The following is a 25646-nucleotide window of genomic DNA, read 5'->3' on the forward strand; positions in this document are numbered from 1 at the left end:
GCAACAGATTATAATGAACACAATCATTTCAGCATGTTTACTCTCCCCTCTTTGACATTCACTACATAAAGTAGGATAAACAACAAACAGAAAGGAGAACGCTCATGCATTATTTCCACCCTCTATGGATAGCTGGGGAAAGCTCATCTTCTGTACGTACGAATGCATCTGTTCAATCACAAACGAACTCAAGGTCGGAAAGTCCATTTCCTTCTGTAAATACGCAACAGCTCCATACATCTGCCGAGAAGATGCTAGACATTACAAAGCAGGCACAGTTCGTCATCAATCGAATTGTAGATTCGCAAAGTTTCGCGTATGAGTTGATGGATGCCTCCCAATTATCCAATCAAAAGAAAGTCGATGAATTAATTAAATCAACGGGGGTTACGAGTAAAGTGAAGACCAAATTTACGCCAAGCGGTATTCATATTGAATTTGATAATGCTGAAAAACTGGGTGATTGTTGTAAATTACAAATTTCCTTACGTTGGTAACGGATTTTCGACCCTGCTATTTCCCTTTATCCGCTTCTTCAGGCAAGCGAATTGCGCTATCCAATACCGGTACTTTTTCTAATACTGCTTGGATTTGGGCAAAATCTTTTTCCCTAGGTAAAAAAAACAGCGCAATTCGGCCGTCTGCCATATCTCTTTTCGACAGAGGAATTAACGCTGGTTCACCGGAATCGAGATAACAGCCCAGAACTGTGGCAACATGATGGAGCATCGCTTGCCGCTGCCCAAGATAGGATAATGTGACAATGCTGTTTTCATTTTTCGGAATGACAATGGCGCCAACTGCCTTTTCGGTAATGATTTTTCTCGTATCCTCCAATCCGACGTTTTTAATCAGGATATCTCCTACAAAGAGTGTTGGTCCCTCAAAACGAATATCTGCTTCCGTGACATCAGCAATTGCATGCAACAGCTTGCCTGACATCTTAAACTTCACAATGATAAGCATGACAATTCCCCCTATAACCCCTAGCCAAATAGAATAGACAGAACACAGAGTTGTCACCAATGCTGTAAACATCACTAAATAATTGCGACTTTCGAATGCTTGCGCCATCCCTTCAATAAATGGCGCTCCACGTTTCACAAGCTCGTTCGTATCGATTTTTTCAAGGGAATCCCTTTCCATTTTCCTGATTTCGCGAAACTGTGTCGCGGCGAGTCCAAGAAAAGTCACTGCGGCCCAATCAGATTCTAAAACGGAAGGAATGGCGACCGCGCCGATAAAAGCTGCAATGAACCCAAGAGAAAGATGAATAATTCGACCTGTCGGATACGTTGGGTATTGTCGAAAATCGGTACGTAACAATTGTGTTCGTGCCACAAAGCCAAAAATGATTCCCATTACGACGGGAAGTAAATAACTATCCATCACAACGACTCCTTCAAATATGTTCTATCACCTCTTTCACATGTTAACCATCATGAGAGCTGATTATAATGACAGTCTTCATTTCACAAAACGAATAGAATAGCAAGCAAATGGTGAGAGTTGGAACAATGAAATGGAGTGAAATAGTTGCAAACGATTCAACAAATGATTGAAACGATATTGAATGACAATCGACCAGTTGTCCTCGCGATGATTGTGCATGTGGAAGGTTCAGCTTATCGAAAAGAAGGATCCTGGATGATAATTCAAGAGGATGGAACACGGTTAGGGGTCATCAGTGGCGGCTGTCTTGAAAGCGATTTACAAATGCGCTCACAAGAATTGTTCGAAACAGGCAAAGTAGAAATCGTTCAGTATGATTTAAGTGACATAGATGATGTCGGTTGGGGGCGTGGTGCAGGATGTAATGGGATTGTTTCAGTACTAATACGGGACGTTGATCAAACATTTCGTTTTTTTCTTAACCAATTACACAAAAACTTACTGGTTAAAGAACCCATTGTATTCATCCAATCTATGAACGATTTTAACGACTATGGAGCTATCATGCAGGGAGGTAATCGCTATGGCAGCTTGGAAAATGAAGTACCAATTGCAATAGATGGAACAGCCGCTTTTCAACAGCAAGCAGGGCAAAAAATCATCCATGATAAAAATATGTATGTGCAATTCATCTGGCCTAAACCAGTCCTTTATATCATTGGTGCCGGAGCGGATGCGCGGCCACTTGCACGTCTTGCCCAGGATGTCGGCTATTCAGTCCATTTGCTAGACTGGCGCCAATCATTGTGCAGCGAAGAGCATTTTCCAACGGCTGCGTCTATTCGTATTGGAGACATTGCGCAGGCAATCGATACAATTGCATTCAACGAGTTGGATGCCGTTGTCATTATGACGCATGATTTTCAAAAGGATTTACAAATCATGCAACGACTACGTACAATTCCCCTGCTGTATCTTGGGATTTTAGGATCAAAAAAAAGAACGGAACGATTACTTGGCGGAGAAATTCTCAAGGGGATGCATTCGCCTATTGGGTTGCCCATCGGAGCAGACGGACCTGAGGAAATTGCTATTAGTATTGTTGCGGAACTAATCGCTGTGAGACGGGGGAAAATGCTATGAAAATCGCGGGGATTTATCTAGCTGCTGGCAATAGTAGCCGAATGGGAAGTCATAAGCTGAATCTACCTATTGGGACAATGACATTGGGAAGTTTGGGCCTGGAAACAGCTATACAATCATCACTTGATACAATATATATTATTACGAAAGGGGTAGATGATTTAGCATGGCTACCAATTGATATGAAGATGAACGCTAAGTGTACTATCTTACCTTGCTCCACCGCTTACAAAGGCCAGTCCGAATCATTAAAATGCGGCATTCAACAGGCACAAGCCGATCATATGGAAGCCGTCATCGTCATGCTAGCAGACCAGCCTTTCATCACTAGCCAAATGCTTGAAGAAATGATGACATGCATGAAGAGCAACCCGACATGCACGTTTGTTGCGACATCAGTCGATAAGGTCACTATGCCGCCCGTTTTACTATCGTCCTCCATGTATGCAGACCTTCTTACCCTACAGGGAGATGTTGGAGCGAAAAGCCTTTTACAAGGGAAGTTTCTTCGCAAGGGAACAATCTTGCCCTGCGCCGATAAACGGCTAATTTTCGATATCGATACGCAAGAAGACTATCAGTCATTGCTCGCGTATCAAGAAGAAACGAACTGATTGTCGGTGCACAATCAGTTCGTCACAGTAATTCTTCCATTATCGGTTCTCAGCTTGATTAAATTTTCACCTTTTCCGAACATCACAAGTTTGTTTTCCTGTCCAAACAGTTCGACTCGGCCATTATCCGACTTCGCATCAATAGTCGCATTTTTAGGTTCCATTTCTGTTTGTATCTCAATTTTACCGTTATCCGTTTCTAAATCGATTGGCCGATCTAAGATGTTTGTAATGAGAGAAATCCGCCCATTGTCTGTCTTCGCCTCTATTTTCCCTTCAACGTCTTCGAGAAGGATGCGGCCATTATCCGTTTTCACACGAACGACTGTTGCATCTATCTGCTTCAATTCAACCTTGCCATTGTCTGTCTCTAGGACAAGATCCCCTGCTTGAAGATTTTCGACCTTAATGCGCCCGTTATCGGTTTCAGCTTGAATTTGCTCATAGTGCTTTTCTGGAATGCTCACAGTTAACGTTATATTCAAGGTAGAGAGCCCTAGGTGAATGAAACCCTTATGCTTCTCTTTAAACTGAACCGCTAGTGTATCCCCTTTGACTTCTGCCTCGAATAGATACTTCGCTTTTTTCTTTGTTGTTCCAGTGTACGCCACCGTCACTTCTGAATCTTTGCTAGGCACAATTTCGATGGCAGCATTGTCTGCCATCACTTCAACTGCTGTAAATGAATGATCCTCAATCACTTTTTTATCCGCGCTCTTTTCAAATGTATCTCTTGGTTTAAAAATTAGCGTAATCGCGCCGCCAACGACTACTATCAGGAGCACAACCATAAAGGTCTTACTTCTAAAAAACATCTGCAGTTTTCCCACCTCTCATTGTAATAAGCGTAGCCGATAAGCATTCATCGCCGTTTCACCTAGTTGATCTAGCAGATTGTAATTGGCAAATGCACCGACGATGGCACCGAAGCCGGGTATTAGTTGAAACATCTTGACCAAATCGATATGATCTCGATACTCCTGTTGAAAATCCTGCCAATCCATATCAGCTATAAGCTGTTTCTGTAGCTCCCAATTTTCAATAATATGCAACGTTTCTTTTCGGGTCGTCTCACTGGAAAAGGCTAATTGAAACACATGCAAGATAAAAAGGCGCTCTTCATATTCATTCGTATCAAAGCCATAGACCGCAGCTGCCTCGAATAGAAATTTCATTTTAATGGATAACAGTAACGGGAAATCAGCTAGTCCCAGCATAATCCCGCCAGCACCTGTTCCTGCTCCCTCAATGACAGCTGTTTTTCGGAAAATCGCAAGTTTCTCCTTGAACAACTCATCTCGCTCATAAAGGCTAAGCCCTATTGCCTGCTGCTTTTTTGTCGTCACATTTGAACCGACAAGCGTTGCTTTCACCATGCTTTTGATACTTTCTGTTAGCGCTTTATGTACTTTTTCTGGGATAAGGCCATTCACCTTTGTTTGTGCTTTTTTAGATGTGCGCTCAATAAGTCCGGGCCGTCTTGTCATTTTACGTTTCCAGTATATCAACTCATCTTGCACCTTCGCTGTATAATCAACCATCTCGTCACACCCTTTACTTACACTTAGTATAAACAATGATTAGCTTCATCAAAATGGACTTGAGTAGTGATTCCACCTCAGCCTTCAGACGTAGTTTTCCATTTTCTGAACATCAACCACAAACAGAGGAACATGATAAAGGCGGCAACATCGAGTGACAAGATATACCAAGGATATGCCCCTAAGTAATCAAGCAGACTCCCATTTAAAGGTTTCTCTCTTAAAAACATATAATTTCCGTTAAACAACATATTTGCGGTAAAAATTATCGGTAGCAATCCATTTAAAATAACTATCGTCGTAAGCACACCTTTAAAAGTGGGCCGATAGGCTTTCACCCATGTAAAATATAAAGCCGTTAAAATAATGCCGATATGCGTATAGAAGAAATGAATATATCTAAAATGCGGAAACCCAAGATCAAGAACAAGCGTCGCAATCGCTTGAATGGCCCCGCCAATCCCCGCGAAGAACACAAAATTATACAAATGCGGGTTCCCCGTCCATAGCAGTAAAATGGCTGCGATTAAACTGATACTACATAATTCTAACGGGAACGAATCGCTCAATCCCCATCTACCAATTCCAATTAGCCAAACGTGATAGAGAAGCTCCATCACTAGCAGAGACAAGGCAAAAAGACGCTCACACTTCGATGATACAGCTCCTTTTTTTCTAGAAATGAATACAAGTAACATTAACAGGCACAATACTGCTATTTGTCACTAGATGTGTTGTTGAAAACAGTATGAAAGAAGGCTCGTTATCGTCCACCATCCTCAATCCCCCAATTACCCATGTTATATGGACAATACTCATTCAACAAGTCATCCTTATCTATTTTATATGCTTTGCCTGATTCTAGATAGTCTATAAAGAACAGGGTAACGTCTTGCTGACCAATATCAAACTTCTGCCAGAGGAGTTGATAAAACAGAATATGAATAAGCACTTGTAAATAGTTTAAAATCGGGGTATGATTTAGTTAACCAATGGTCAAAAAGGAGCGAGACAATGTCTTCTCATAAACCGGCATCTCAAGAGTTAACAAAAGAGATGATTGTACAACAAGCTCGTACCTTATTCGTTGAAAAAGGTTTTCATGATGTTTCTATGCGAAGCATCGCTAAGCAAGTTGGCTGTACACATGGTGCACTTTATTACCATTTCAAAAATAAAGTAGAGTTGTTCGGTGCAATTGTAGAAGTCGATTTTTCTGCCCTAAACAACCTTTTACAAGATACTGTTCAAGGTGCTGAAGAGAACATCAAAAAGCTTAAAAATGTATTTCTTAGCTTTATCGAATTTGGATTGAATAATCAAAGTCAATATGAATTCATGTTTGTCGCAAGGTATGCTGAGGTAGATAGTTTGTCGCAGGAGGCAGCCTTCCTTAGTTATCAAAAGTTTGCCGAGTCCGTGCAAACTTTATCGACGAAAAAACTTGAGATTAAAGATGTATGGTCCGCATTTTTAGCACTACATGGGTTTGTTGCCCACCATCGTGGATTCGTTACGAACTTTGAGGAAGCGAAAGTGTCGGCTGAATCGCATGTTGATTTTATCTTAAAAGGGTTGTCTAGCTAAGTGGATACTCTATATCTTACGTCGATATAGAGTGTCACACTATTTTTTTAACGAGTATTGACCAGTGGTTAACAAGGGAGGAGAAAATGTTTATGAAGAAAGCATTAGTGTTAGGCGCCTCAGGTGGGATGGGGTATGCATTGGTGAGAGAACTGGTTTCACGAGGAGTCGATGTTGTCGCCTTTGCTAGAGGTGAAGAGAAGTTGAGGGCACTTTTTGAACAGGAACCGGGCGTTATGATTTATGCAGGTGATGTATTAATAAAATCTGAGGTATCACAGGCAGCCCAAGGAGTCGATATCATTTTTCACGCTGTAAACTTCCCCTATCCTGTCTGGAGTGTCACGCATCCTTCGTGTATGGACATTCTGATTGGTGTCGCTGAAGCGCAGCATGCAAAAATTGCGCTTGTGGATAATATATATGCATATGGAGCGCAACATAAAGGCAAAGTCACAGAAGCTTCAATAAAGGAGCCGCATACGAAAAAGGGAAAGATTCGCTTAGCGATGGAGCAAAAATTGAAAGCTAGTCATATCCCTTCCTTGATTGTTCACTTCCCTGATTTTTATGGCCCTTATGCTGGAAATACAATGCTCCATGAAACATTCAAAAATGTCGTTCAACATAAAACAGCTAATTTCGTTGGTAGCACCCATGTAGGGAGAGAGTTTTTATACACGTTCGATGGTGCAAAGGCAATGGTGGAGCTTGCTTTGCGTGAAGATACTTACAATCAAAATTGGAACATCCCTGCCGTCCATCCGATTACGGGTGAAGAGCTGATTGCGATTTTACGTGAGGATGCAGCATATACTAAGTCTGTAAGATCCATATCAAAATCAATGATTCGTTTCATTGGCCTATTTCAACCTTTTATGAGAGAAATGGTGGAAATGATGTATTTAACAGAAGCACCTATTGTGTTAAGTGGAGATAAATATGAATCTAAAATAGGCCCGTTACCAAGAACATCATATAGGGAAGGAATAAAGGAAACATTGATCGCTCTCAGTAATTATTAGAAATAGGTTGGGGGTAATTTTATGGCTGATGATAAAAGATATGAATCTGCTAAGAAAAAGGTTCAAGCGTTGAAGGACTTTTACATTCACTTACTTGTATATATCCTTGTCAATGCAGGGTTAATTTTCATTAATTTACTATACTCCCAAGGGGGCATTTGGTTTATTTATCCTCTTTTAGGATGGGGAATTGGCATTGTAGTACACGGCTTTTCTGTCTTTGGCAGTAGCCTATTTTTCGGGGAAGATTGGGAAAAGCGGCAAATCGATAAGTATATGAATAAGAAATAAAAATTTTATTAAATCTGGATGAATGAAATTCAGGGTTCTGGAACAAATCCAGGTTATTCTGGAACCTGAATTTCACACCCAAATACCCCTGTTACTCCGTATAGTTAACAGGTAGAAACACATCATCGCGCAGACTACTCCTGGCGATGATGTGCCTGTGAAAGCTTATTCATTCAAAGGAATATCAATTTCTACCTTGCCATCCAAATACAGCGGATAGCTTCCAATATACAGACGAATTGGATTCACTGCATGATTAAAATCAAAGGTAGATATTGCTTTAGTATAAGATTCTTCTCTGCTCAAATGCGCTTCAATTAAATTTTGGCTAAGATCGGTGCCCTCTTGGTCCGCTATATTAGCCAATAGCCCATAATCACCGGTTGGATAAGTGACTTCTAATGTATTGCCCGATAGCACTTGAACATCGATATCTAGTTCGCTCGGCACATACAGCACCTTCTGTTGCTCAAAATCTACCTCGATATAATCCGAGCCTTTTGGTAATGCTTCAATTTTGTCCATTACTAACGTTAATTTTTTCGGCTGTCTGAAGTAATTACTTTCCATCGAGATGGTTACCTCGCCATTACGTAAATGGCCAGATCCCCTGCTCCCCATTGGTCGCCCCCACTCTTCCCCATTTTCATCTATCAATCGAACCGATATGAAATGTAGTAATTGCATGGTATTTTGTTCATCCGCAACGAGTTGAATTTTTGCACGTAATGGCGAGATTTTAAGCTCTTTAATGTGAACTTGTTGACCATCGACCATAACAGATTTGTTCAGTTCATATATTTTCGTCGGTTCAATCGGTTTGGTAAGTGTGAACGGTACAGCGAACATTGTCTCTTCTGTATCACTTAACTCCAAATTAAATTCAAAGGTCGTGTTATCATAGGATAAATCTTCAGTAGCCATAACTTCAACTTTATCTTCCCACACAGTTCTTTTACCCGATTGTGAGACGGTATAGGAATCTACAACCCCAAATGGACTACCTTGTTGGGACACCGTTAAATTAGTGATATGTGTGCCGGAAAGATCTAAGGGAGATTCAAGCTTATAATAGATTGTCATACCCGATTGATCTGCTACTGCTCCCCGCAACGTCAAGGTATAATCGCCCTTTGTGACGACAATTCCTAGTTCATCATAATAATGATTTTCGACAACGTCACTGATTCCTTTATCGTAAATGATCATCTTTACGATAGAAGCAAACCCTGGCACTTTGGCAACTGCTTGTGCAAATACGGGAGATACACGAATTGAAGTGGCAAACAGTAATAGTAAGATAGCGGCTACACCGACAACTGCATATAGACGGCGCTTTCTTTTCCTTATTAGTCGGTGCTGATACACGGCCTTCATACGTGCTTGCTGTAAGGCTTTTTTCGGGATTTCAACGGTTTCCAATTCCTCCGTTAACTTCTGCAAATCCTGCTCGTTCAAATTCGTCATTTACAGTCCCTCCTTTCCAATAAGTACACGTAATCTTGTTAACGTCGTGTGCAACCTTGATTTTACGGTACCTTCAGGAATTTGTTTCAGCTGTGCAATATCTGCATTCTTCATATCTTGAAAATATTTCAAGTAAATCAGCTCCTGTTGTTCGGCAGGTAATCCCGCGATGATATCCGCCATTTCAAATGGCTGGTGATCCGTTGATGCTAGTTCTACCTCGTGATTGTAGACAAATCGCTGTTGTTTCTTTTTCATATCTAAACAAATATTGATCATCATTCGGACAAGCCATGTTGCTATGTATATTGGTTCTTGGACCGTATAAATCTTTTTCAAAGCCCGATACGTCAGCTCTTGCATAGCTTCAATGGCATCATGCTCATTTTTCAAATACGCATAGGCCGTGCGATAGAGCGTGTCCTCATGCCGTGCCAACAGCTCCACTAACGCTTGTTCATCCCCCGCAATCGCCCGTTTCGCCAACTCCATATCCTCACCCCCTGTTATCTATTAGACTGTTCACTATGACAAATCGTTCATTTTATTTTTACAATAAAAAACGAGTTGCACTAAAATTAGTGAACCCGTTGCCTAATCAATGCTAACTCTCTAACAAAATATCAAAACATCCCTTGCGAAATAAACTCTAAAAAGCTAGTTCTCTTAAAGCATCTTGCACATTCCGTCTAGGATTCAAGGATTGAATGATTTCTTCCGTTATAGTAACCCCTTCATAAACTTGTTGAACAACATCTACTGGCAATACTTTGTCGTAATAATTTTCCGCCCATTCCACATATACTTCTGGTGTCGTTAAAATCGTCCTTAGTAAAAAGGCGGAACCATCTTCAGCACCTATTGGGATTTGTACATCCCCCATTCTCCACTCCATATCACAGGTTTCATGCCAAATACAAAAGGTGACATCATCTCTTTCCAATGCCTCGTCCTCAAGGTATGCTAGCAATGAAGCAGGTGTAGTATCGTAAATACCAGGAAACACCTCGTACTCTTCTCTGGCATGCGGACTTAGTGCAGATTCATGATCAAAACCTTTTAGAATCACGCCCTCCGGAGCAAATAATACAACCAAGTTATCTCCAGCTCCGTTATCAATTGTGGCAAGTGAAATGTTTTCTCCCCATTGTGAATCAAATTGATAAGTCCGAAGCCAATCTTCCTCACATAAGATTACATCCAATGTAGCCAGGTGCATCAAATTCTTTTTTAGGGCATCTGGTTCAGCTAATTTTTTCATAATCTTCCTCTTTTCTCATTCGTATCATACTTACTACGGACATAATTGCAAATAATAAGGAAAACAAAATAAAAATTGCGGTAAATGATATGCGATTATTCTTAAAATGAAAACATTCATATGCGGCAAAAGCTGAGTAGCTGGCAAGAGTAAACAACAATACAGTAGCTAGCATTTTAACTTCGTAAAACTATACACAATATCAACGAGTATCACCATGACAATAAACACAATCCCATGAAATATTGCTGTCTGAAGTTCAATAAGTTCTTGAAACTCGGCATCTAACCACTCGATTTCTTGCATCCAAGTTGGTGGATTATTTTTATATGCAAGCAAGAGTGTTACTAAAGTCAAAGCGTAAGAAGCAAATTTTAGACCAATGGAAAACTTTGAATTCATGTGAACACCTCAATTTATGCTTTTAAATAGATTGCGGCAAATGATATTTATACATCTCTAACGCGTCTATATGTTCCTCTAACACAGTCATTGTTATAGGAAGTGGTTTCACATAAATAAATGGATAGTCCTTTTCATCAAATTCCTCTTGAATAGCAAAAGCCAATTTTTCTTCATCAATTGAAAATTGAGCGTCAATTCCTGTTTTGTTTCCCCTGGCATCTAATCGAATCCATTTTTGCAACGTTTCAAGATAAATAGCATTTAATGCATGAATGCTGTATCCTTTTTCAGGTGTATCAAATAACATCAATCGTTGATAGCAAAAACCCGTAGCTATGCCTTGCGAACGCAATAACGCAGCCAATAAATTCGACTTTGCATAGCAAATCCCTTCCTGATAAGTTAGGACATCAGAAGCTTTGCAAGTCACACGTGTACTTTGAATATCCCATGAATGAGCGATGTCATCACGAACAAATACAAAAGCGACTTTTACCTTTTCCATCTCTGTTTGGGCTACGTTGAACAATTTGTTTATGGTTGCTGTAATAATAGGATGCGTATAATCAACTTCAGCAGTTTCAAGTAAATAATCATCCAATCGATCAGATTCATATTGTAGTTGCATACTCTCAGTCCCCCTACTTCAATTACCTAATTATGTATATCTAAAGAGTAGTATACATGTTCAATAATTATTTTTCATTAATTCTTACAACTTTAAATGATATTAAAGGAATCGCCGCTCTATTTATCGAATAAGGGTATCTATATGGAAGTTATTCACATATACGATCACTTAGCATGAATAATATAAAAGGAGGTTTTCACATGCGTAACTCATTAGTTCTTTCTAGGTTATTGTGGACTGCAGGCTTATTTGGATTGCTACTGATCGGTGTTAAATTGGAGATAATGATTAAACAGTCCTTTGAAATATCATTTACGGTACTGCCACTATTTTGGTTTCAGGCAATAGCTCCTTTGCTATTGGGGGTGTACACTTCCCTACTCTTTGTAACAATAAAATCATTTAGGCTCCAGCTTCCTTTATTGCTATGCGTGACGCTTCCCTGTCTCCTTATTTCATTCTATATGCCTATCGCATTCATGATTGTTTCTGCAATGTCATCTTCTCCAGAAAATTTTAGTGTACCAATCCCTTTTTGGATGTTGACAATCAATTCCTTTGGGATTGTTCCAGTTGTAGCTGGGTTAACACTTGTCATGAGTCTATTTGGAACTCCCGGCAACCAGAGCAACAATTTTGATGTGCAAGAGACGCCCCCCTCCATTCAAGATGATTTAGAAAAACAATTTTCCTGACTCTATAGTAACGATAACTAAACACGCCCACTGTGAGAACTTTCTTGTTCACAGTGGGCGTGTTTAATGTTTATATTAACGGGTAATTCTTGCTGACCTTTGCGTAAAATCCATCTCCGGATAATACGCATCTTTTACTAATAGATTTGGTCCTAAACAATTCACTACTGGACAGTGACAACCAATCGTCTTCGCGAGTGGACGGTCCAACCAGCGATCAAGCATTTGTGGTAATGAATCTGTTTGAATATTACCCATTGGTGGCGTATCGCCGAAGTCTGTGACGATGACATCGCCTGTGAAAATATTGACATTCAAACGGGAACGGCCATCAGGATCATTGCGTACCGAGACGTTTTTACTAGCGTGAATTCGTTTTAATAATGCTAAATCTTCTTCATTATCGCTACATGGATAAAACGGTAGCGTACCAAATAGCATCCAAACGTCTTCATCACGCGTGTCTAGCAGTTCGTGAATGGCTTTTCGCGTTTCATCCAATGACAATACTTCAAGCTGTGATGCGAAATCGCTTGGGTACATCGGGTGCACTTCGTGCCGCGCACACTTCATTTCTTCAATAATTTGTCGATGAATATGTGCCAAATATGGCAGCGTTCGTTTATTCAACATCGTTTCCGCTGACACCATAACACCAGCCTCAGCTAACGCCCGACTGTTGTCAATCATGCGCTGGAATTGCTCAGCACGGCGTTCCCGTGGTGGTTTCCGATCCATATTGGCAAAGCCACCGTCAACAAAATCATCGACTGTTCCCCAGTTATGCGAAATATGTAAGACGTCCAAATAGGGTGCGATAGCCATATAACGATCTAATGGCATTGTTAAGTTCGAATTCATTTGCGTGCGCACGCCACGCGCATGGGCGTATTTCAGCAAAGGTAGGACATAGTTTTCAACCGATTTTTTAGAAAACATCGGCTCGCCGCCCGTAATACTGATGGTCCGTAAATGTGGAATTTCATCCAGACGGGTCGTAAGCAAGTCGATTGGTAAAGCGTCCGGATCTTTATGCTCCAGCATATAACCAACTGCACAATGTTCACAACGCATATTACATAAATACGTCGTTGTGAATTCAATGCTCGATAACGTTAATTTACCATGTTCTTGTACATCCAAATACGCTTCCCATGGATCATGTGACGGTGTCATATTTTTTAATTGTACTGCACTGTTTTTCATTTTATAACAAGCTCCTAAATATAAAGTAAGATACTAAAATAGTATGCACGTCTCTTTGTACTTTCGCAAGTAGATAGCAAAATCCCCATCCAGGAACAGAACGCCTAGATGGGGGAATATATGTGTTAGACAGCTGGATTATTCGAAAATTGACTGTTGTACAAATCGGCGTAAAAGCCTTTTTCCTTTAACAGCTCATGATGTGTTCCTTGTTCAATGACTTTCCCTTGATCCATCACGATGATCAAATCGGCATCTCGAATCGTTGACAAACGGTGTGCGATCACGAAGCTCGTTCGTCCTTCCATTAGACGATTCATTGCTTGTTGTATTAACAATTCCGTCCGTGTATCAACACTTGAGGTTGCTTCATCTAAAATCATAATCGGCGGATTCGCAAGAACAGCACGCGCGATGGTAATTAACTGCTTTTGCCCTTGTGAAATGTTAGACGCTTCCTCATTTAAGACTGTGTCATAGCCCTCTGGCAAAGTCCGAATAAAGTAATCCGCATGGGCGGTTTTCGCTGCGGCAAAGACTTCTTCATCTGTTGCACCCTCTTTACCGAATGCGATGTTGTCTTTAATCGTGCCATTAAAGAGCCATGTATCTTGCAATACCATGCCGAAAGTCGTTCGCAGGTCTTCCCGTGACATTTCTCGTGTATCGAGCCCGTCAATCGTAATCTTCCCGCCATTTAGTTCATAAAAACGCATTAATAAATTGATTAAGGTTGTTTTTCCAGCACCAGTTGGCCCTACAATAGCGACCGTTTGACCTGGCGCTACATCGATATTCATGTCTGTAATCAACAAGTCTTCGCCATAACCAAAGTCAACGTGATCAAATGCCACTGCGCCTTCTGCACGTGGTAACGTCGCCGTCGTCACTTCTTTGACTTCTTCTTCCTCATCAAGCAATTCAAAGACACGTTCTGCGGCGGCAACGGTTGACTGGATAACATTTGCGATATTGGCCGTTTGCATAATCGGCTGCGTAAATTGGCGTGTATACGTAATGAACGCTTGAATATCCCCGATTGAAATGGCACGTTGTGTCACCAAGATCCCCCCAACAACACAGATCACGACATAACTTAAGTTGCCTATCAACGACATCATCGGCATAATAATTCCCGAAATAAATTGTGCTTTTCGGCCCGCATCATAGAGCTTGTCGTTCACATCATCAAATTCAGCGACCGACTTCTGCTCATGACCAAAAGCTTTCACAACTTGATGTCCGGTATACATCTCTTCAATATGACTGTTCAACTGACCAAGCGTCCGTTGTTGGTCGGCAAAGTGTTTTTGTGATCGTTTCAAAATCGGTCGAATGCCAAACATAGATAACGGCAAACTGACGAGCGCAATGAGTGTTAAGATCGGACTGATAAATAACATCATTGCAAGAATCCCAACAATCGTTACAATCGAAGTGATAAATTGCGTCAAACTTTGTTGCAATGTACTGCCAATTGTATCGATATCATTGGTGACCCGACTTAACGTTTCACCCACAGGGCGACCATCGAAATATTTGAGCGGCAGATTCTTTAACTTCCCGTTGACGTCTTCTCGTAAATCATAAACCGTTTTTTGTGCCACACTCGACATAATATATTGTTGAATATAGCTAAATAAACTACTGACAACATAGAGCCCACCTAGTAACAGGAGTAAGTTACCGATTGCATGAAAATCAATTGCTGCGCCAGGCATACCTGAAAACTTTCCATAGGCCCCCTCAAATAATTCTGTGATGGCGTTCCCCATAATTTTAGGGCCAACAATTGAAAAGACCGTACTTAAAATGGCAGCGACAAATACAGCGATCAAATGGTTTCGACGCGGTTTTAAATAGCCGATAAGACGTCGTAACGTCCCTTTAAAATTCTTGGCTTTTTGTCCAGCCATCATCATATTCCCACCGCCGCCAGGTCCCATTGGGGCGCCACCTTGAGGTCTTGAATGTTTGTGTTCACTCATGCGCTTTCCTCCTCTGAGAGCTGTGATGCAACGATTTCACGATAGACATGATTCGTTTCCAACAATTCTGCATGCGTACCGATACCCGCAATAGCCCCATTTTCTAAGACGATAATTTGATCGGCATCGATCACTGTGCTAACGCGCTGCGCGACGATGACAACAGTTGCTTCCTTCGTTTCTTCCTTTAATGCAGCGCGCAATTGAGCATCTGTTTTATAATCGAGTGCGGAAAAACTGTCATCGAAAATATATAGATCCGGTTTTCGAACTAATGCACGTGCAATAGACAGACGTTGCTTTTGTCCACCTGAAAGGTTCGATCCACCTTGTGAAATCACGGAGTCATAGCCATCTTTCATTTGGATGATAAAATCTTCTGCTTGTGCAATGCGAGCCGCATGTTCGATTTCGGCTTGCGTAGCATTTTCCTTACCAAAACGAATATTGTCCACAATTGTACCCGTAAATAGCAATGCTTTTTGTGGCACAAACCCGATCTTTGACCGCACTTCTTGTTGGGAGGATTCACGAATATCGACACCATTGACACGAATGGTCCCCGCAGATACTTCATAAAATCGTGGGATTAAGTTAATGAGTGTCGATTTCCCGGCGCCTGTTCCGCCGATAATGGCCGTTACTTCACCCGATTTCGCGGTGAAATTGATAGCCGATAATGCAGATTCCTCAGCACCTGGATAGCTAAACGACACATTGTCAAATTCCAGTGTGCCAAGCTCTTTATCTGCTTTTTGCGTTCCTTCATCTAAAAATGTTGGTTGCAAGGCGAGCACTTCATTAATCCGATTGGCTGACACAGCAGCCCGTGGAATCATAACAAACATCATTGATGCCATGACAAGCGCAAACATGATTTGCATGACGTATTGAATAAAGGCCATCAAATCACCGATTTGCATGCCACCATTATCAATACGAATGCCGCCGAACCAAATGATACCTACAACGGTCAAGTTCATGACGAGCATCATAACAGGCATTAAAATTGCCATGATTTTATTGACCTTGATGGAGACATCGGTCAAGTCTTTATTCGCTTTCTCCAGACGGACTTGCTCTTGTTTCTCACGGTTAAAAGCACGAATGACACGGATTCCCGTTAAGTTTTCCCGTAACACTAAATTCAAACGATCCAGTCGCTGTTGCACTTGTTGGAAAAGCGGAACTCCTTTATACAGAATGAAAAGCACAGAGGCGATTAAAATCGGCATAGCAGCAACGATAATTAACGACAATTTTGCATCTTTTGATACCGCCATAATAATTCCCCCGACCAACATAATCGGTGCACTCACGACCATACGCAGTAGCATAATGACGACCTGCTGGACTTGTGTAATGTCATTTGTCGTACGGGTAATCAATGAAGCTGTTCCAATTTTCTCGAAATCTTGCAATGAAAATTGCTCTACATGATTAAACACCTTTCGGCGAATGTCCCGCCCAAGCCCCATTGCTGCTTTTGAAGAATAATAACTTGCGACAACAGAGGCAGTAGCTCCTAATGCTGCAACGAGTAACATGATACCACCGATTTTCCAAATATACGGGATATTTCCGACGACAACCCCTTTGTCAATGATATCTGCCATTAGTGTCGGCAAAAACAACTCGGACATAGATTGAATAAATATCAGTCCCAATATCGCGACAACGATCCATTTATAGACAACCAGATTTTTTAGTAATTTGATCATTTTCAGATTCTCCTTGTTCCCTAGTTTTCTGTAGATGAATGGTTAATGTTGTCCCTTCATTTTAACAACAACGTTCTCAGTGTTTATCTACATTATACGACTTTGTAAAGAAAGGAGCTTGTCGGAAAGACATTGAAGAGAGAAAAAACGCACCCGACCTACGCGGACGGATGCGCTGTACTTCATTGATATGTAATTTCATCTTCATCTTGATAACGGGCACCATCTTTCAGATGCACGATGGTTCGTAAAATAAGCGTTTGCGCCTCGGATTCAGCTTCCCATCGCTCATCAGGCACCATTTCAAAAGGAATCATCCACGTTTCCTTAGATTTGGTATCGCTCATGATTTCAATCGATTGTTTGGCAATTATCGCATCTCGCCCCGCCGTCTTTTTCAACAATGTGAGTTCGATATAATCGACAAGCTCCTCACTCTCTTCCCCTTCAATATAAACCGTGCCGGAAAGTGTGTCACCGAATGCAACATTGGAACCATCGACCATTGTATTCACAGTAATGGTTCCGTATTCAATTGTCGAATTAAACTGCTTCACCATGTCCTATTCCTCCGCTTCTTAATGATTCCCATCTTCATAATGCAGATTTTCATCGGCTACATATTTATTATACCTTAATGTAAACAATTTAAATAAGTGTGTGACACCAACTTTTAACAAGGCATAACCTGGGATTCCGAGTATAACGCCCGCCACTCCAAACAGTGAGCCAGCTGTCAATAATACAAAAATAATCGTGATGGGATGAATTTGCAAAGATTTCCCCATAATTTGTGGTGAGATAAACTTCCCTTCAATAAGCTGAACAATGGTCCAGACAACCGCTAACTTAATGAGCATGAGCGGTGATGTAACAATCGCAATAATAGCTGCTGGTGTAATGGCAATAAGTGGTCCAAGATAAGGAACGATGCTCGTAAACATTGCGAGAACACCGAGCAGCAGAGCATATTTCATCCCGATAATTAAAAAGCCTATGGACACCATAATCCCAATGCAAATCGCAACCAATATCTGCCCTTGAATATACGAACTGATTTGATTGTCCGCATCATGAAGAAGAGCGGTAGCATCTTTGCGCATACGAGGTGGAAGCATCTTCACAAAGGCACGCGGCAATTTTTCTCCGTCTTTGAGCAAATAGAACAGGATAAATGGGACTGTGACAATCGCAAGAATAAAGCCTGTAAATGCAGAGATGAACGATGTCAATCCGCTTGCAATTCCTCCTATTGTATCCGTGAAAAATTTACCGATATCCCCTTGCCCGGTTTCCAGAATCGTCATCACATTTATGTCTAAGCTTTCATAATAGGAAGCGAAAATGGAAGTGCGCAACAGCCCGTCGATTTGTAACACCAGTTGGCTAAAGTATGTCGGAAATTCTTCCACCAGATTATGAAACTGCGACTTTAAAAACGGTAAGACAAGAAAAACAAGTAACGTGATGATACCAATTGCGCCGACAAAGAGAATCAGAATTCCCCAAACACGTGGAATGCGTGCTTTTTCCAGCAAGCGCAAAATGGGACGTAGTAAATAATATGCGATGGTTGCCAGAATGACAGGTAGCACAACCGTCGAGAAAAAGACTGTAATCGGATAAAAAATGAAGGATACTCGATTGAAAACTAAGATGATTAAGCCAATCAATAAAATCGAGACCAGGACAAACAATGTGCTTCGTCCACCTAGAAATCGGATTACATTTGAGGTTGTGCCTTGTTCTTTTGATGATTTCATTCGAATTCCCTACTTCCCTCAAATTAGTACCTTACTCTAATTGCATGTTTAGAAATTGCGCAATTGCTTCTTTATTGCGCTCGGTATCTACTTCAATGACAGAGCCAGCGTGTGCATACGAATTGAAGGAATACGAACCTTCCACCGGCACAGTCATCGTTTCCACATCGGCCCCTTTTTTCAGCAATAAGGAGATAGCACGTGAAATCTCATCTTTGGCTGTTAAATCGGTCTTAATGTACCCAGATAGTGCACCTGCTAGCTTTGGCATATGTGCAATCATTTCAGGCTTCATCGCTTCTGTTTTCATGGCAGTAATTACTTCTTGTTGCCTTGCAACGCGTCCGAAATCTCCTTCTGCATCAGCACGAAAACGTGCGTAACCAAGCAATTCTTTACCATTTAACGACTGCTTGCCTGGCAATAACGTAACGCCAATTTTTTCGGACATTTCTTTTTTTACATCGACTTCAACACCACTGGGAAATGCGATATCGATAATTGATTCAAAGTTTTGGAAGTCCACGATGGCATAATGATGAATCGGAACACCAAACATCCCTGTCAATGTGTCCTTGGCGGTTTGCACGCCACCAAGATAATACGCTGTATTTAACTTATATGGCTTATAGCCCGGAATGTCTGCATAAATGTCACGCATGAATGAGATCACACGCATCGTCCCTTCATTCTTGTCCCAAGACAAGACCATCATCGTATCTGTCCGAGACCTACTGCTCCCATCATTATCTGCACCAAGTAGTAAATAATTTTCCACCGATGTGTATTTAGGATCAATCGCGTCCCCTTTGAATGCACCCGGCTCAATCATATTTTCTTTTGCTAGTGCTTTTCCTGCATGATATTGTGCATATGAATAGAGCCCTGCTCCGATAAAGCACAGTACAGCTATTGTAAAAACAACCCGGCCAATACGAAGTTTTTTCTTTCTTCTTCTTTTGGGAACAGGTCCTTCATAATGATCTTCCATTAACGAATTCCTCCAAAAAATAATCTCCCTATTAGGACGAACAGGAAGTCACTTAGTTGCATTTTGTTATTATACCATGACAATCCAGTCTAGATAAAATAATGGCATTCATGACATTTCCCTATGCCACTTACGCTTACTTTGCATATGCTACACAGATGTCCTCGCGAAAGGGGGTGTAAACTATGGGACGCGAATGTTATGGTGGTTCAAATAACTCATTTGCATTGATTGTTGTATTGTTCATTTTATTAATTATCATCGGCGCAAGCTTTATTTACTAATAAATATCCTAATAAAAAACAGCTAATCGAATAGCGACCGCTCACTGGTGCCCTCTGCAGTAAGAGTGCCTTATAAGGGCTCTTACTGCTTACGTATGAATACTATTCCCATGATTCTGCCTATGGTACAATCGGAGTAAGTAGATAATGAAAGGCGTTGTTCAATTTGAGTGAAATAACTATGGAAAAAGCCGCATTTGCTGGCGGTTGTTTCTGGTGCATGGTAAAACCCTTTAAAGAATGGGATGGTATTTATGACGTAGTATCTGGTTATATGGGTGGACATGTTGAAAATCCTACATATGAAGACGTTAAAAAAGGCGACACCGGTCATTTGGAGGTTGTCGAAATTACGTTCAATCCCACTGTTTTCCCTTATGAAAAATTGCTGGAGGTGTTTTGGCAACAAATTGATCCTACGGATGCAGAAGGACAATTCCAAGATCGCGGTCATTCGTATTCAACAGCCATTTTCTATTATTCAGATGAGCAGCAGAAAACGGCGGAACAGTCCAAGAAACAACTGGACACAAGTGGGATGTTCTCCAAACCAATCGTGACACCTATCCGTGCGGCTGAAACATTTTACCGTGCAGAAGAGTACCATCAAGACTATTATGTGAAAGAACAAGAACACTATGAAGAAGATCGTGCACGTTCCGGGCGGGATGAATTTATTGAAAGCCATTGGACATGATTCATTATAGTAAAGAAATGATTTTATAAAAAGTGCCTGATTCTCAACCTATTTTGCATAGGTTGAGAATCAGGCACTTTATATTATAAAGCGATTTTTCCATGATAAGCAACCTCATCTTCAAGCCATTCAATGGAAGTTTTGAATAATTCATTTTCAAATGTATAACTGGAAAACGTGTGATTTGCATGCTTAATATAATGGACGTTTGCAGATTCATGTCCCGACCTTTGGTGCAATGATGCCAAATAGCGAGCAGCGTGTTCTTTTGGAATATCTTCGTCCTCTTGCGCATGAATAATCAAAGCCGCCTCTTTAAAGAAGCGAATTGCTTCAAGCGGATGATGATTTTTCAAATCTGTTAAAAAGGTCTGACTCACGTAAAATCCGTGATAATCGACTTTCCCATTCACTGCTGCGTCTTCCACAGCTTGTTTCCCTAAAATAGTTGTAATATCCTCATACGGCTTGCCGACTGGCGACCATAAGATTAGCTTGCGAATGCGATCATCTGTTGCTGCCGTTAGGGAAGCGACTGCCCCACCAAGACTATGACCGATTAGAATGATATTATTTTCATCCACATGTGGCAAAGCTGATACATAATCGAGCACTGCCTGCACCTCGCCTAACTGACGTGTAACCGTCACATCTGCATAATCGCCATCACTTTCCCCGCAGCCACTAAAATCAAAACGAAACACCCCATAACCTTTCTCCGTAAACTGCCGTGCCGCCTTCACAAAAAGTCGATGTTCACCAACCTTATTGCCAATAAAGCCATGTAGTAAAATAATCAGTGGCACTTTCCCATGAACCGCTTTTTCAGGAAGATGTAGCGCACCTGAAAGAAATCCTGTATGTGCATAAACTGAAATCGCTGTATTTGTCATCGTAAACACCCTTTCAATGTTCATAATAAATTAAACATATCTAATTACTAGGTATTATACGTATGGAATATATATAAGTCAATAAACAAAAAATGTCTAGTTCAAAACAACTTGAAGTCGTTTTGAACTAGACATCTAGGATACTCCTCATTCTTTTTTATCGCCAATTAAAAATGTCAAAACCACCATCAGAACATACAGCCCCACCATAATGCTAAATGTATACGTATGATTCGCAGTCCAATCGTAAACCAGTGCTATGAGGAGCGGTAACAGTCCTCCCATAATGAATCCACCGGTTTGCATCATTGCGGTCCATGCCCCCGCTTCTTCAGCGGTTTCTGTCTCGTCAAGCGGCAATAGCAACGCCACTGGGAATAAACCCCCGAGCGGAATCCCCATTAGCACGGCCCCAATCCACATCAGTGAATGATTGCCTGTCCAGAACAACCCGAGCGACAGCATCCCAGCTAGTAGCATAAATAAGAGCCAAAATTTCCGTGCCGGGAATTGTTGCATCAGTTGCGGTAATAAGATATTTAGAAAAATCTGGATAGTAGTCATAATGCTAAGAAGCGTCCCCGCCTGTAATAGCGTCATGCCCGCTGCCATCGCAATGGGTGCAAGCCATGTAATGATTGAAAAGAAAGCCGATGACTGCAAGCCGAAAAAGAGTAAAAAGAGCCAGGCTTTTCGCGATTTCCACGGAGATTTCATCTTTTCCCGCTGATTTTTCACGACAACAGGAGGCAATTGTTGCACGGTTATTTGTGCTCTCATTGCAAACAACCACGCTACCAACCCAATCAGAGCCAGTACAGACCAAATGCTGAGTGCAAACAAGTATGATCCTGTAGCCTCAAAAAATACGGCCGTCAATCCCGCGCTGGTTGCCGAACCAACACCCATTCCGAATGAATAGACACCGATGATGGATGCGGCTCGATCAGGGAAATTTTGTTTAATCATTGCTGAAAGAAGTGGACCCATCACAGCAATCGCAATTCCAATAAGGAAGGCCGTACCAATGAGTACTGGAAAACCGGGGATAAAACCTCGCAAAGCAGTTACAATCCCAACGAGGAGAATCATTGTCAGCATCGTTCGATATAAGCCGTATTTCCGATTCAAAAACGGCGCTAACGTCGCGAATACGCCCATACAAATAACCGGAATCGCTGTCAGTAAACTGACTTGCGCATTAGATAGCGATAACTGCTCTCGAATGGTATCCAACATCGGTCCAATCGATGTAATCGCTGGTCGCATGTTAATGGATAATGCAAAAATAGTGAAAATCATAAGAACCGTATTTCTTCTATGTAGTTGTTTCGTCATGTATACAGTCCTTTCAGTGATAGTACTCGATTTTAAGTCTAACCTTAGGGAGAGGTCCTATTCCCCATTCAACAACTCATTAGCAACTTCATTTTTGCTATCTATTAGCCGTATTTTTCCCGCAATTCTCCTAGCCTCTTCATCACTCACGACCTTATCAGGAACACTGTTCAAGAATAATAAGTTTTCCAACTAGGAGATATCCTGCTCATTCGTTAGTTCCACAGCTTTTTTAGCGTGATACAAAGCGGATACATAGGCCCCTTCAATATGACATAATGGCTGGGATAACAGGAGATACGCCAAATCATGAAGCCTTGCACACTTATCTGCTGACAATGAAAGTGTAATTAGTGATTTCACTGTTATCAAAAGCAATTTCTAACAAATTGGCATGAAACGTATGAAAGTCCATATGCTTATATAAATCTTGTGCTTTATCAAAATCACCCGAGTTTATATACTTTTCTAGCCCCTGCATACTCTTCAGCTCCATGTCTTCTTTTGTGTATCTAAGAGAATGTACGTCCACTTCTACATTTATAGCATCTCGTTGTCATAGCCGCAATTTATATTAAATTAATTAATTATTTCATGCTATAATACTTACATATTTCACTTGAACAAATAAAAAATTCCCTGGTGAATGTTATGCGTTTGGGAAGTGATCTATGTAAAAGTAAGGAGGTGCGTTCAGTGGAATTATTAGCGCTTGTACCATTCCTATTAATGTTTGTGATTTATCTCGCAGTTATCGGCTTTACGATTTGGTTTGCAATCAGTTTGATTAATGTTAATAAGCAACGCAACGTATTGCTAAAAGAAATCTCAAACAAACTACGCGGGGACGAATTTAAGCCAAAAGAGGAGTGATGTGCGGTTATGAGTAATAATACAACACTCCCGAGCCTTGATACCGAGTCGAATGGGAAGCAATGCACTGGGCCTGGGCTTAGATTCACAGGAAAAAGGTTCAAAAACAATTTTTAATTGTTCTGAACCTTTCAGCCTACTAATATGTTAGCATTATAGACCTTGTCCCACAAATCGAGACAATCGTATAGATATGCAGCTTATTGGAAATAGGTGGTCTTTCTTTTATCATAAAATCTTGTAGATATGAACTTAGTGCTTGGCCTACTATACAACATACGCCGGCATCTTTCATTAGACATGTAGAATTACATGAAAGGGATGTCTAACTCCATAAGTTCCTTTTGGTTAAATGTTAAACCAGGCAGGGTGAAAGTTCCTGCATCGATTGCAAACGTATTAGCAATGACATTTGGACTTCCTGGATGAAAGATTCGAACTTCATAGTGGAATGCGGTAACGTTTTGACTTAAATTGACATGCCGGTTTGGTAAAAGTGTAACTAATTGATTGAGCAATACTACCGGTGCACCACTATTCCAGTTAATAACTTGTACTCTTACTTCAAAAGTTTCAGTCGGGTCAAAGTTTGCGACTTCGATATGAGCTGCTGTTTGATCAGCAACCGTATTTAACACACCTGTTGTTAAAACCATACGCTTGAATTTATGGTCTTGTCCACAACATTTAGGTTTTCGACATTCCCCAGATTGAATATGACGCATATGCTCACCTCCTTTACTATTTGTTATTACTAGTGTATTAACAACAGGAGAGAGTGTTTAGGCAATCGTATAGACATTCATGAAAAATAGTTTAGTTTAGTAGGAAAAGAAAAAACGCCCATTACGGAGCGTCTAAAGTAATTTTGCAAATCAATATTCAATCCTCTTTTTGAATGGCATTCATTCCCTCTAATAAAGTTTTCGCATCTGCATTCAAGTGATGTTTTACCTCTTCCCTCATCAATAGATCTGCATGATTTTTTATTGATAATTTTAGGCCTCTTACATCAAAATTCGAGGCATATGTATTAATGGCATAAATAATATTCAATTCTTTGCGATCCAATTGAATAAACTCTTTGTCCGTATTATTTGTTAAAAAATCTAGCAATGCTCTCGCATTTCCACGGAGAAGATGCTTGTTGTCATTTAGTAAAATGAGATTCTCCTCAATATACTGTCTAGCAGTAACCAAGTTCAGATCGTCGATGTTCTTGTTGATTTTGTATGCCAGCTCTTGAATATCCAATTTAAAATCTCCTTTAGCTTATTTAATAATATTGTTATCGGTCAATAAATATTTTTATTAAGCGTGTGGTGCTACGTCTCCCCATTTAACAATATTCGTCAAAGAAAGTAAATATCCTCTAATCCTGATTCGTTGTTTGGAAGGCGAGGACACTTTTCAAAAGAAACTCGATATAAAAACACTAAAAAATAATCAATGGGCTCATTATTTATTGAATTGAGGGCGTGAATTGGTGAGCTTTCATCATTTAGTCGCTCTGAATCCCGATAGAATAAGCTTTCTTGCTTCTAGGTTTTATTACGTGTATACGATTTTCACAATGCATTAAACATCCTAAATCTACTATAAACCCAGTCACTTCAACGGTTTAACGAGTTTTACATTTAATTCAATAACGCAATAAAAAGTATGGTTAAGCATGTTGTTGGGGCTACATCGGGGCTGTTTTGGGGCTAATAAAAAACGCTTGGTGGCATAATTTATTAATGGCTAGTGTTGCTATTGCAAAATACATTTATCCATTTTTTACGACCGCACATATAAATAGTTCAAGTTAAAATAATTGTAACAACCAACACTCAATCGA

At 40.7% G+C, this 25646-nt stretch carries 31 protein-coding genes; 10 read left to right on the forward strand and 21 right to left on the reverse strand.

Going from position 1 to position 25646, the window contains the following annotated elements; all coding sequences use genetic code 11:
* Positions 1-104: 104 nt before the first annotated feature.
* The gene (locus tag MKY34_RS14115; RefSeq protein ID WP_342511634.1) at positions 105-497 is read left to right on the forward strand and encodes a hypothetical protein; all 393 of its coding nucleotides are present in this window, start codon (positions 105-107) and stop codon (positions 495-497) included.
* A gap of 16 nt (positions 498-513) precedes the next feature.
* Here the strand turns inward: MKY34_RS14115 and MKY34_RS14120 are convergent, their stop codons facing one another.
* Complete coding sequence (locus tag MKY34_RS14120; RefSeq protein WP_342511635.1) at positions 514-1389, reverse strand: YIEGIA family protein; 876 nt, start codon at positions 1387-1389, stop codon at positions 514-516.
* Positions 1390-1536: 147 nt separating this feature from the next.
* On the opposite strand from MKY34_RS14120, the gene MKY34_RS14125 reads away from it, so the two are divergent.
* Both MKY34_RS14125 and MKY34_RS14130 read left to right on the forward strand, forming a co-directional pair.
* Positions 1537-2535: an XdhC family protein gene (locus MKY34_RS14125; RefSeq protein WP_342511636.1), complete on the forward strand. Its 999-nt coding sequence runs from the start codon at positions 1537-1539 to the stop codon at positions 2533-2535.
* A complete protein-coding gene (locus MKY34_RS14130) occupies positions 2532-3149 on the forward strand; it encodes a nucleotidyltransferase family protein (RefSeq protein WP_342511637.1) in 618 nt (205 codons plus the stop codon). The genes MKY34_RS14125 and MKY34_RS14130 overlap by 4 nt, the downstream gene beginning before the upstream one ends.
* A gap of 14 nt (positions 3150-3163) precedes the next feature.
* Here MKY34_RS14130 and MKY34_RS14135 read toward each other — a convergent pair whose 3' ends face one another.
* The 3 genes from MKY34_RS14135 to MKY34_RS14145 all read right to left on the reverse strand — a co-directional run bounded on the left by MKY34_RS14135 (position 3164) and on the right by MKY34_RS14145 (position 5388).
* Positions 3164-3964 (reverse strand): DUF4097 family beta strand repeat-containing protein, encoded by an 801-nt coding sequence (locus MKY34_RS14135; protein WP_342511638.1) that lies wholly within the window; start codon positions 3962-3964, stop codon positions 3164-3166.
* An 18-nt stretch (positions 3965-3982) separates the two neighbouring features.
* A complete protein-coding gene (locus MKY34_RS14140; RefSeq protein ID WP_342511640.1) occupies positions 3983-4690 on the reverse strand; it encodes an EcsC family protein in 708 nt (235 codons plus the stop codon).
* Between the two features lie 77 nt (positions 4691-4767).
* Complete coding sequence (locus MKY34_RS14145) at positions 4768-5388, reverse strand: TIGR02206 family membrane protein (protein ID WP_342511642.1); 621 nt, start codon at positions 5386-5388, stop codon at positions 4768-4770.
* A gap of 316 nt (positions 5389-5704) precedes the next feature.
* Here MKY34_RS14145 and MKY34_RS14150 point away from each other — a divergent pair, with 316 nt between their 5' ends.
* From MKY34_RS14150 to MKY34_RS14160, 3 genes are all read left to right on the forward strand, one after another.
* Positions 5705-6277 (forward strand): TetR/AcrR family transcriptional regulator, encoded by a 573-nt coding sequence (locus MKY34_RS14150; protein ID WP_342511644.1) that lies wholly within the window; start codon positions 5705-5707, stop codon positions 6275-6277.
* Positions 6278-6369: 92 nt separating this feature from the next.
* On the forward strand, positions 6370-7302 hold the full coding sequence (locus MKY34_RS14155; RefSeq protein ID WP_342511646.1) for an SDR family NAD(P)-dependent oxidoreductase: 933 nt from the start codon (positions 6370-6372) through the stop codon (positions 7300-7302).
* A 21-nt stretch (positions 7303-7323) separates the two neighbouring features.
* On the forward strand, positions 7324-7593 hold the full coding sequence (locus MKY34_RS14160; RefSeq protein ID WP_342511648.1) for a 2TM domain-containing protein: 270 nt from the start codon (positions 7324-7326) through the stop codon (positions 7591-7593).
* A gap of 165 nt (positions 7594-7758) precedes the next feature.
* Here MKY34_RS14160 and MKY34_RS14165 read toward each other — a convergent pair whose 3' ends face one another.
* The 5 genes from MKY34_RS14165 to MKY34_RS14185 all read right to left on the reverse strand — a co-directional run bounded on the left by MKY34_RS14165 (position 7759) and on the right by MKY34_RS14185 (position 11354).
* Positions 7759-9060: a DUF4179 domain-containing protein gene (locus MKY34_RS14165; RefSeq protein WP_342511650.1), complete on the reverse strand. Its 1302-nt coding sequence runs from the start codon at positions 9058-9060 to the stop codon at positions 7759-7761.
* Entirely contained in the window at positions 9061-9552 is a 492-nt protein-coding gene (locus MKY34_RS14170; RefSeq protein ID WP_342511652.1) for a sigma-70 family RNA polymerase sigma factor, read from the reverse strand. It abuts the gene before it with no gap.
* A 157-nt stretch (positions 9553-9709) separates the two neighbouring features.
* Positions 9710-10321: a hypothetical protein gene (locus MKY34_RS14175; RefSeq protein ID WP_342511656.1), complete on the reverse strand. Its 612-nt coding sequence runs from the start codon at positions 10319-10321 to the stop codon at positions 9710-9712.
* A 168-nt stretch (positions 10322-10489) separates the two neighbouring features.
* Positions 10490-10723, reverse strand: coding sequence for a hypothetical protein (locus MKY34_RS14180; RefSeq protein ID WP_342511658.1), 234 nt, complete (start codon positions 10721-10723; stop codon positions 10490-10492).
* 22 nt (positions 10724-10745) lie between these two features.
* Positions 10746-11354: a transglutaminase family protein gene (locus tag MKY34_RS14185; protein WP_342511661.1), complete on the reverse strand. Its 609-nt coding sequence runs from the start codon at positions 11352-11354 to the stop codon at positions 10746-10748.
* Between the two features lie 203 nt (positions 11355-11557).
* On the opposite strand from MKY34_RS14185, the gene MKY34_RS14190 reads away from it, so the two are divergent.
* A complete protein-coding gene (locus tag MKY34_RS14190; RefSeq protein ID WP_342511662.1) occupies positions 11558-12052 on the forward strand; it encodes a hypothetical protein in 495 nt (164 codons plus the stop codon).
* 75 nt (positions 12053-12127) lie between these two features.
* On the opposite strand, the gene yfkAB is transcribed toward MKY34_RS14190, so the two are convergent.
* The 6 genes from yfkAB to MKY34_RS14220 all read right to left on the reverse strand — a co-directional run bounded on the left by yfkAB (position 12128) and on the right by MKY34_RS14220 (position 19721).
* The gene (yfkAB, locus tag MKY34_RS14195; RefSeq protein WP_342511665.1) at positions 12128-13258 is read right to left on the reverse strand and encodes a radical SAM/CxCxxxxC motif protein YfkAB; all 1131 of its coding nucleotides are present in this window, start codon (positions 13256-13258) and stop codon (positions 12128-12130) included.
* 125 nt (positions 13259-13383) lie between these two features.
* On the reverse strand, positions 13384-15246 hold the full coding sequence (locus tag MKY34_RS14200; protein ID WP_342511667.1) for an ABC transporter ATP-binding protein: 1863 nt from the start codon (positions 15244-15246) through the stop codon (positions 13384-13386).
* Positions 15243-16967 (reverse strand): ABC transporter ATP-binding protein, encoded by a 1725-nt coding sequence (locus MKY34_RS14205; protein WP_342511669.1) that lies wholly within the window; start codon positions 16965-16967, stop codon positions 15243-15245. The genes MKY34_RS14200 and MKY34_RS14205 overlap by 4 nt, the downstream gene beginning before the upstream one ends.
* 182 nt (positions 16968-17149) lie before the next feature.
* The gene (locus tag MKY34_RS14210) at positions 17150-17527 is read right to left on the reverse strand and encodes a sporulation protein (RefSeq protein ID WP_342511673.1); all 378 of its coding nucleotides are present in this window, start codon (positions 17525-17527) and stop codon (positions 17150-17152) included.
* Positions 17528-17545: 18 nt separating this feature from the next.
* On the reverse strand, positions 17546-18730 hold the full coding sequence (locus MKY34_RS14215; RefSeq protein ID WP_342511674.1) for an AI-2E family transporter: 1185 nt from the start codon (positions 18728-18730) through the stop codon (positions 17546-17548).
* Positions 18731-18761: 31 nt separating this feature from the next.
* The gene (locus MKY34_RS14220; RefSeq protein WP_342511676.1) at positions 18762-19721 is read right to left on the reverse strand and encodes an LCP family protein; all 960 of its coding nucleotides are present in this window, start codon (positions 19719-19721) and stop codon (positions 18762-18764) included.
* A 185-nt stretch (positions 19722-19906) separates the two neighbouring features.
* Here MKY34_RS14220 and MKY34_RS14225 point away from each other — a divergent pair, with 185 nt between their 5' ends.
* The gene (locus MKY34_RS14225; protein WP_342511677.1) at positions 19907-20005 is read left to right on the forward strand and encodes a YjcZ family sporulation protein; all 99 of its coding nucleotides are present in this window, start codon (positions 19907-19909) and stop codon (positions 20003-20005) included.
* A gap of 181 nt (positions 20006-20186) precedes the next feature.
* Positions 20187-20702: a peptide-methionine (S)-S-oxide reductase MsrA gene (gene msrA, locus MKY34_RS14230; protein ID WP_342515268.1), complete on the forward strand. Its 516-nt coding sequence runs from the start codon at positions 20187-20189 to the stop codon at positions 20700-20702.
* Positions 20703-20785: 83 nt separating this feature from the next.
* Here msrA and MKY34_RS14235 read toward each other — a convergent pair whose 3' ends face one another.
* From MKY34_RS14235 to MKY34_RS14250, 4 genes are all read right to left on the reverse strand, one after another.
* A complete protein-coding gene (locus tag MKY34_RS14235; RefSeq protein ID WP_342511678.1) occupies positions 20786-21595 on the reverse strand; it encodes an alpha/beta fold hydrolase in 810 nt (269 codons plus the stop codon).
* Between the two features lie 147 nt (positions 21596-21742).
* Complete coding sequence (locus MKY34_RS14240) at positions 21743-22933, reverse strand: MFS transporter (protein ID WP_342511679.1); 1191 nt, start codon at positions 22931-22933, stop codon at positions 21743-21745.
* Positions 22934-22990: 57 nt separating this feature from the next.
* Positions 22991-23125, reverse strand: coding sequence for a hypothetical protein (locus MKY34_RS14245; protein WP_342511682.1), 135 nt, complete (start codon positions 23123-23125; stop codon positions 22991-22993).
* A 133-nt stretch (positions 23126-23258) separates the two neighbouring features.
* A complete protein-coding gene (locus MKY34_RS14250) occupies positions 23259-23414 on the reverse strand; it encodes a hypothetical protein (RefSeq protein ID WP_342511684.1) in 156 nt (51 codons plus the stop codon).
* Between the two features lie 215 nt (positions 23415-23629).
* Between MKY34_RS14250 and MKY34_RS14255 the strand changes: the two genes are divergently transcribed.
* Entirely contained in the window at positions 23630-23806 is a 177-nt protein-coding gene (locus MKY34_RS14255; RefSeq protein WP_342511686.1) for a hypothetical protein, read from the forward strand.
* A gap of 308 nt (positions 23807-24114) precedes the next feature.
* Here MKY34_RS14255 and MKY34_RS14260 read toward each other — a convergent pair whose 3' ends face one another.
* Together MKY34_RS14260 and MKY34_RS14265 are read right to left on the reverse strand one after the other, a co-directional pair.
* Positions 24115-24531, reverse strand: a complete 417-nt coding sequence (locus MKY34_RS14260) for a hypothetical protein (protein ID WP_342511688.1) — start codon at positions 24529-24531, stop codon at positions 24115-24117.
* Between the two features lie 157 nt (positions 24532-24688).
* Entirely contained in the window at positions 24689-25060 is a 372-nt protein-coding gene (locus MKY34_RS14265) for a hypothetical protein (protein ID WP_342511690.1), read from the reverse strand.
* Positions 25061-25646 lie beyond the last annotated feature (586 nt).

The organism is Sporosarcina sp. FSL K6-1522, from assembly GCF_038622445.1.
Taxonomy (GTDB): domain Bacteria; phylum Bacillota; class Bacilli; order Bacillales_A; family Planococcaceae; genus Sporosarcina.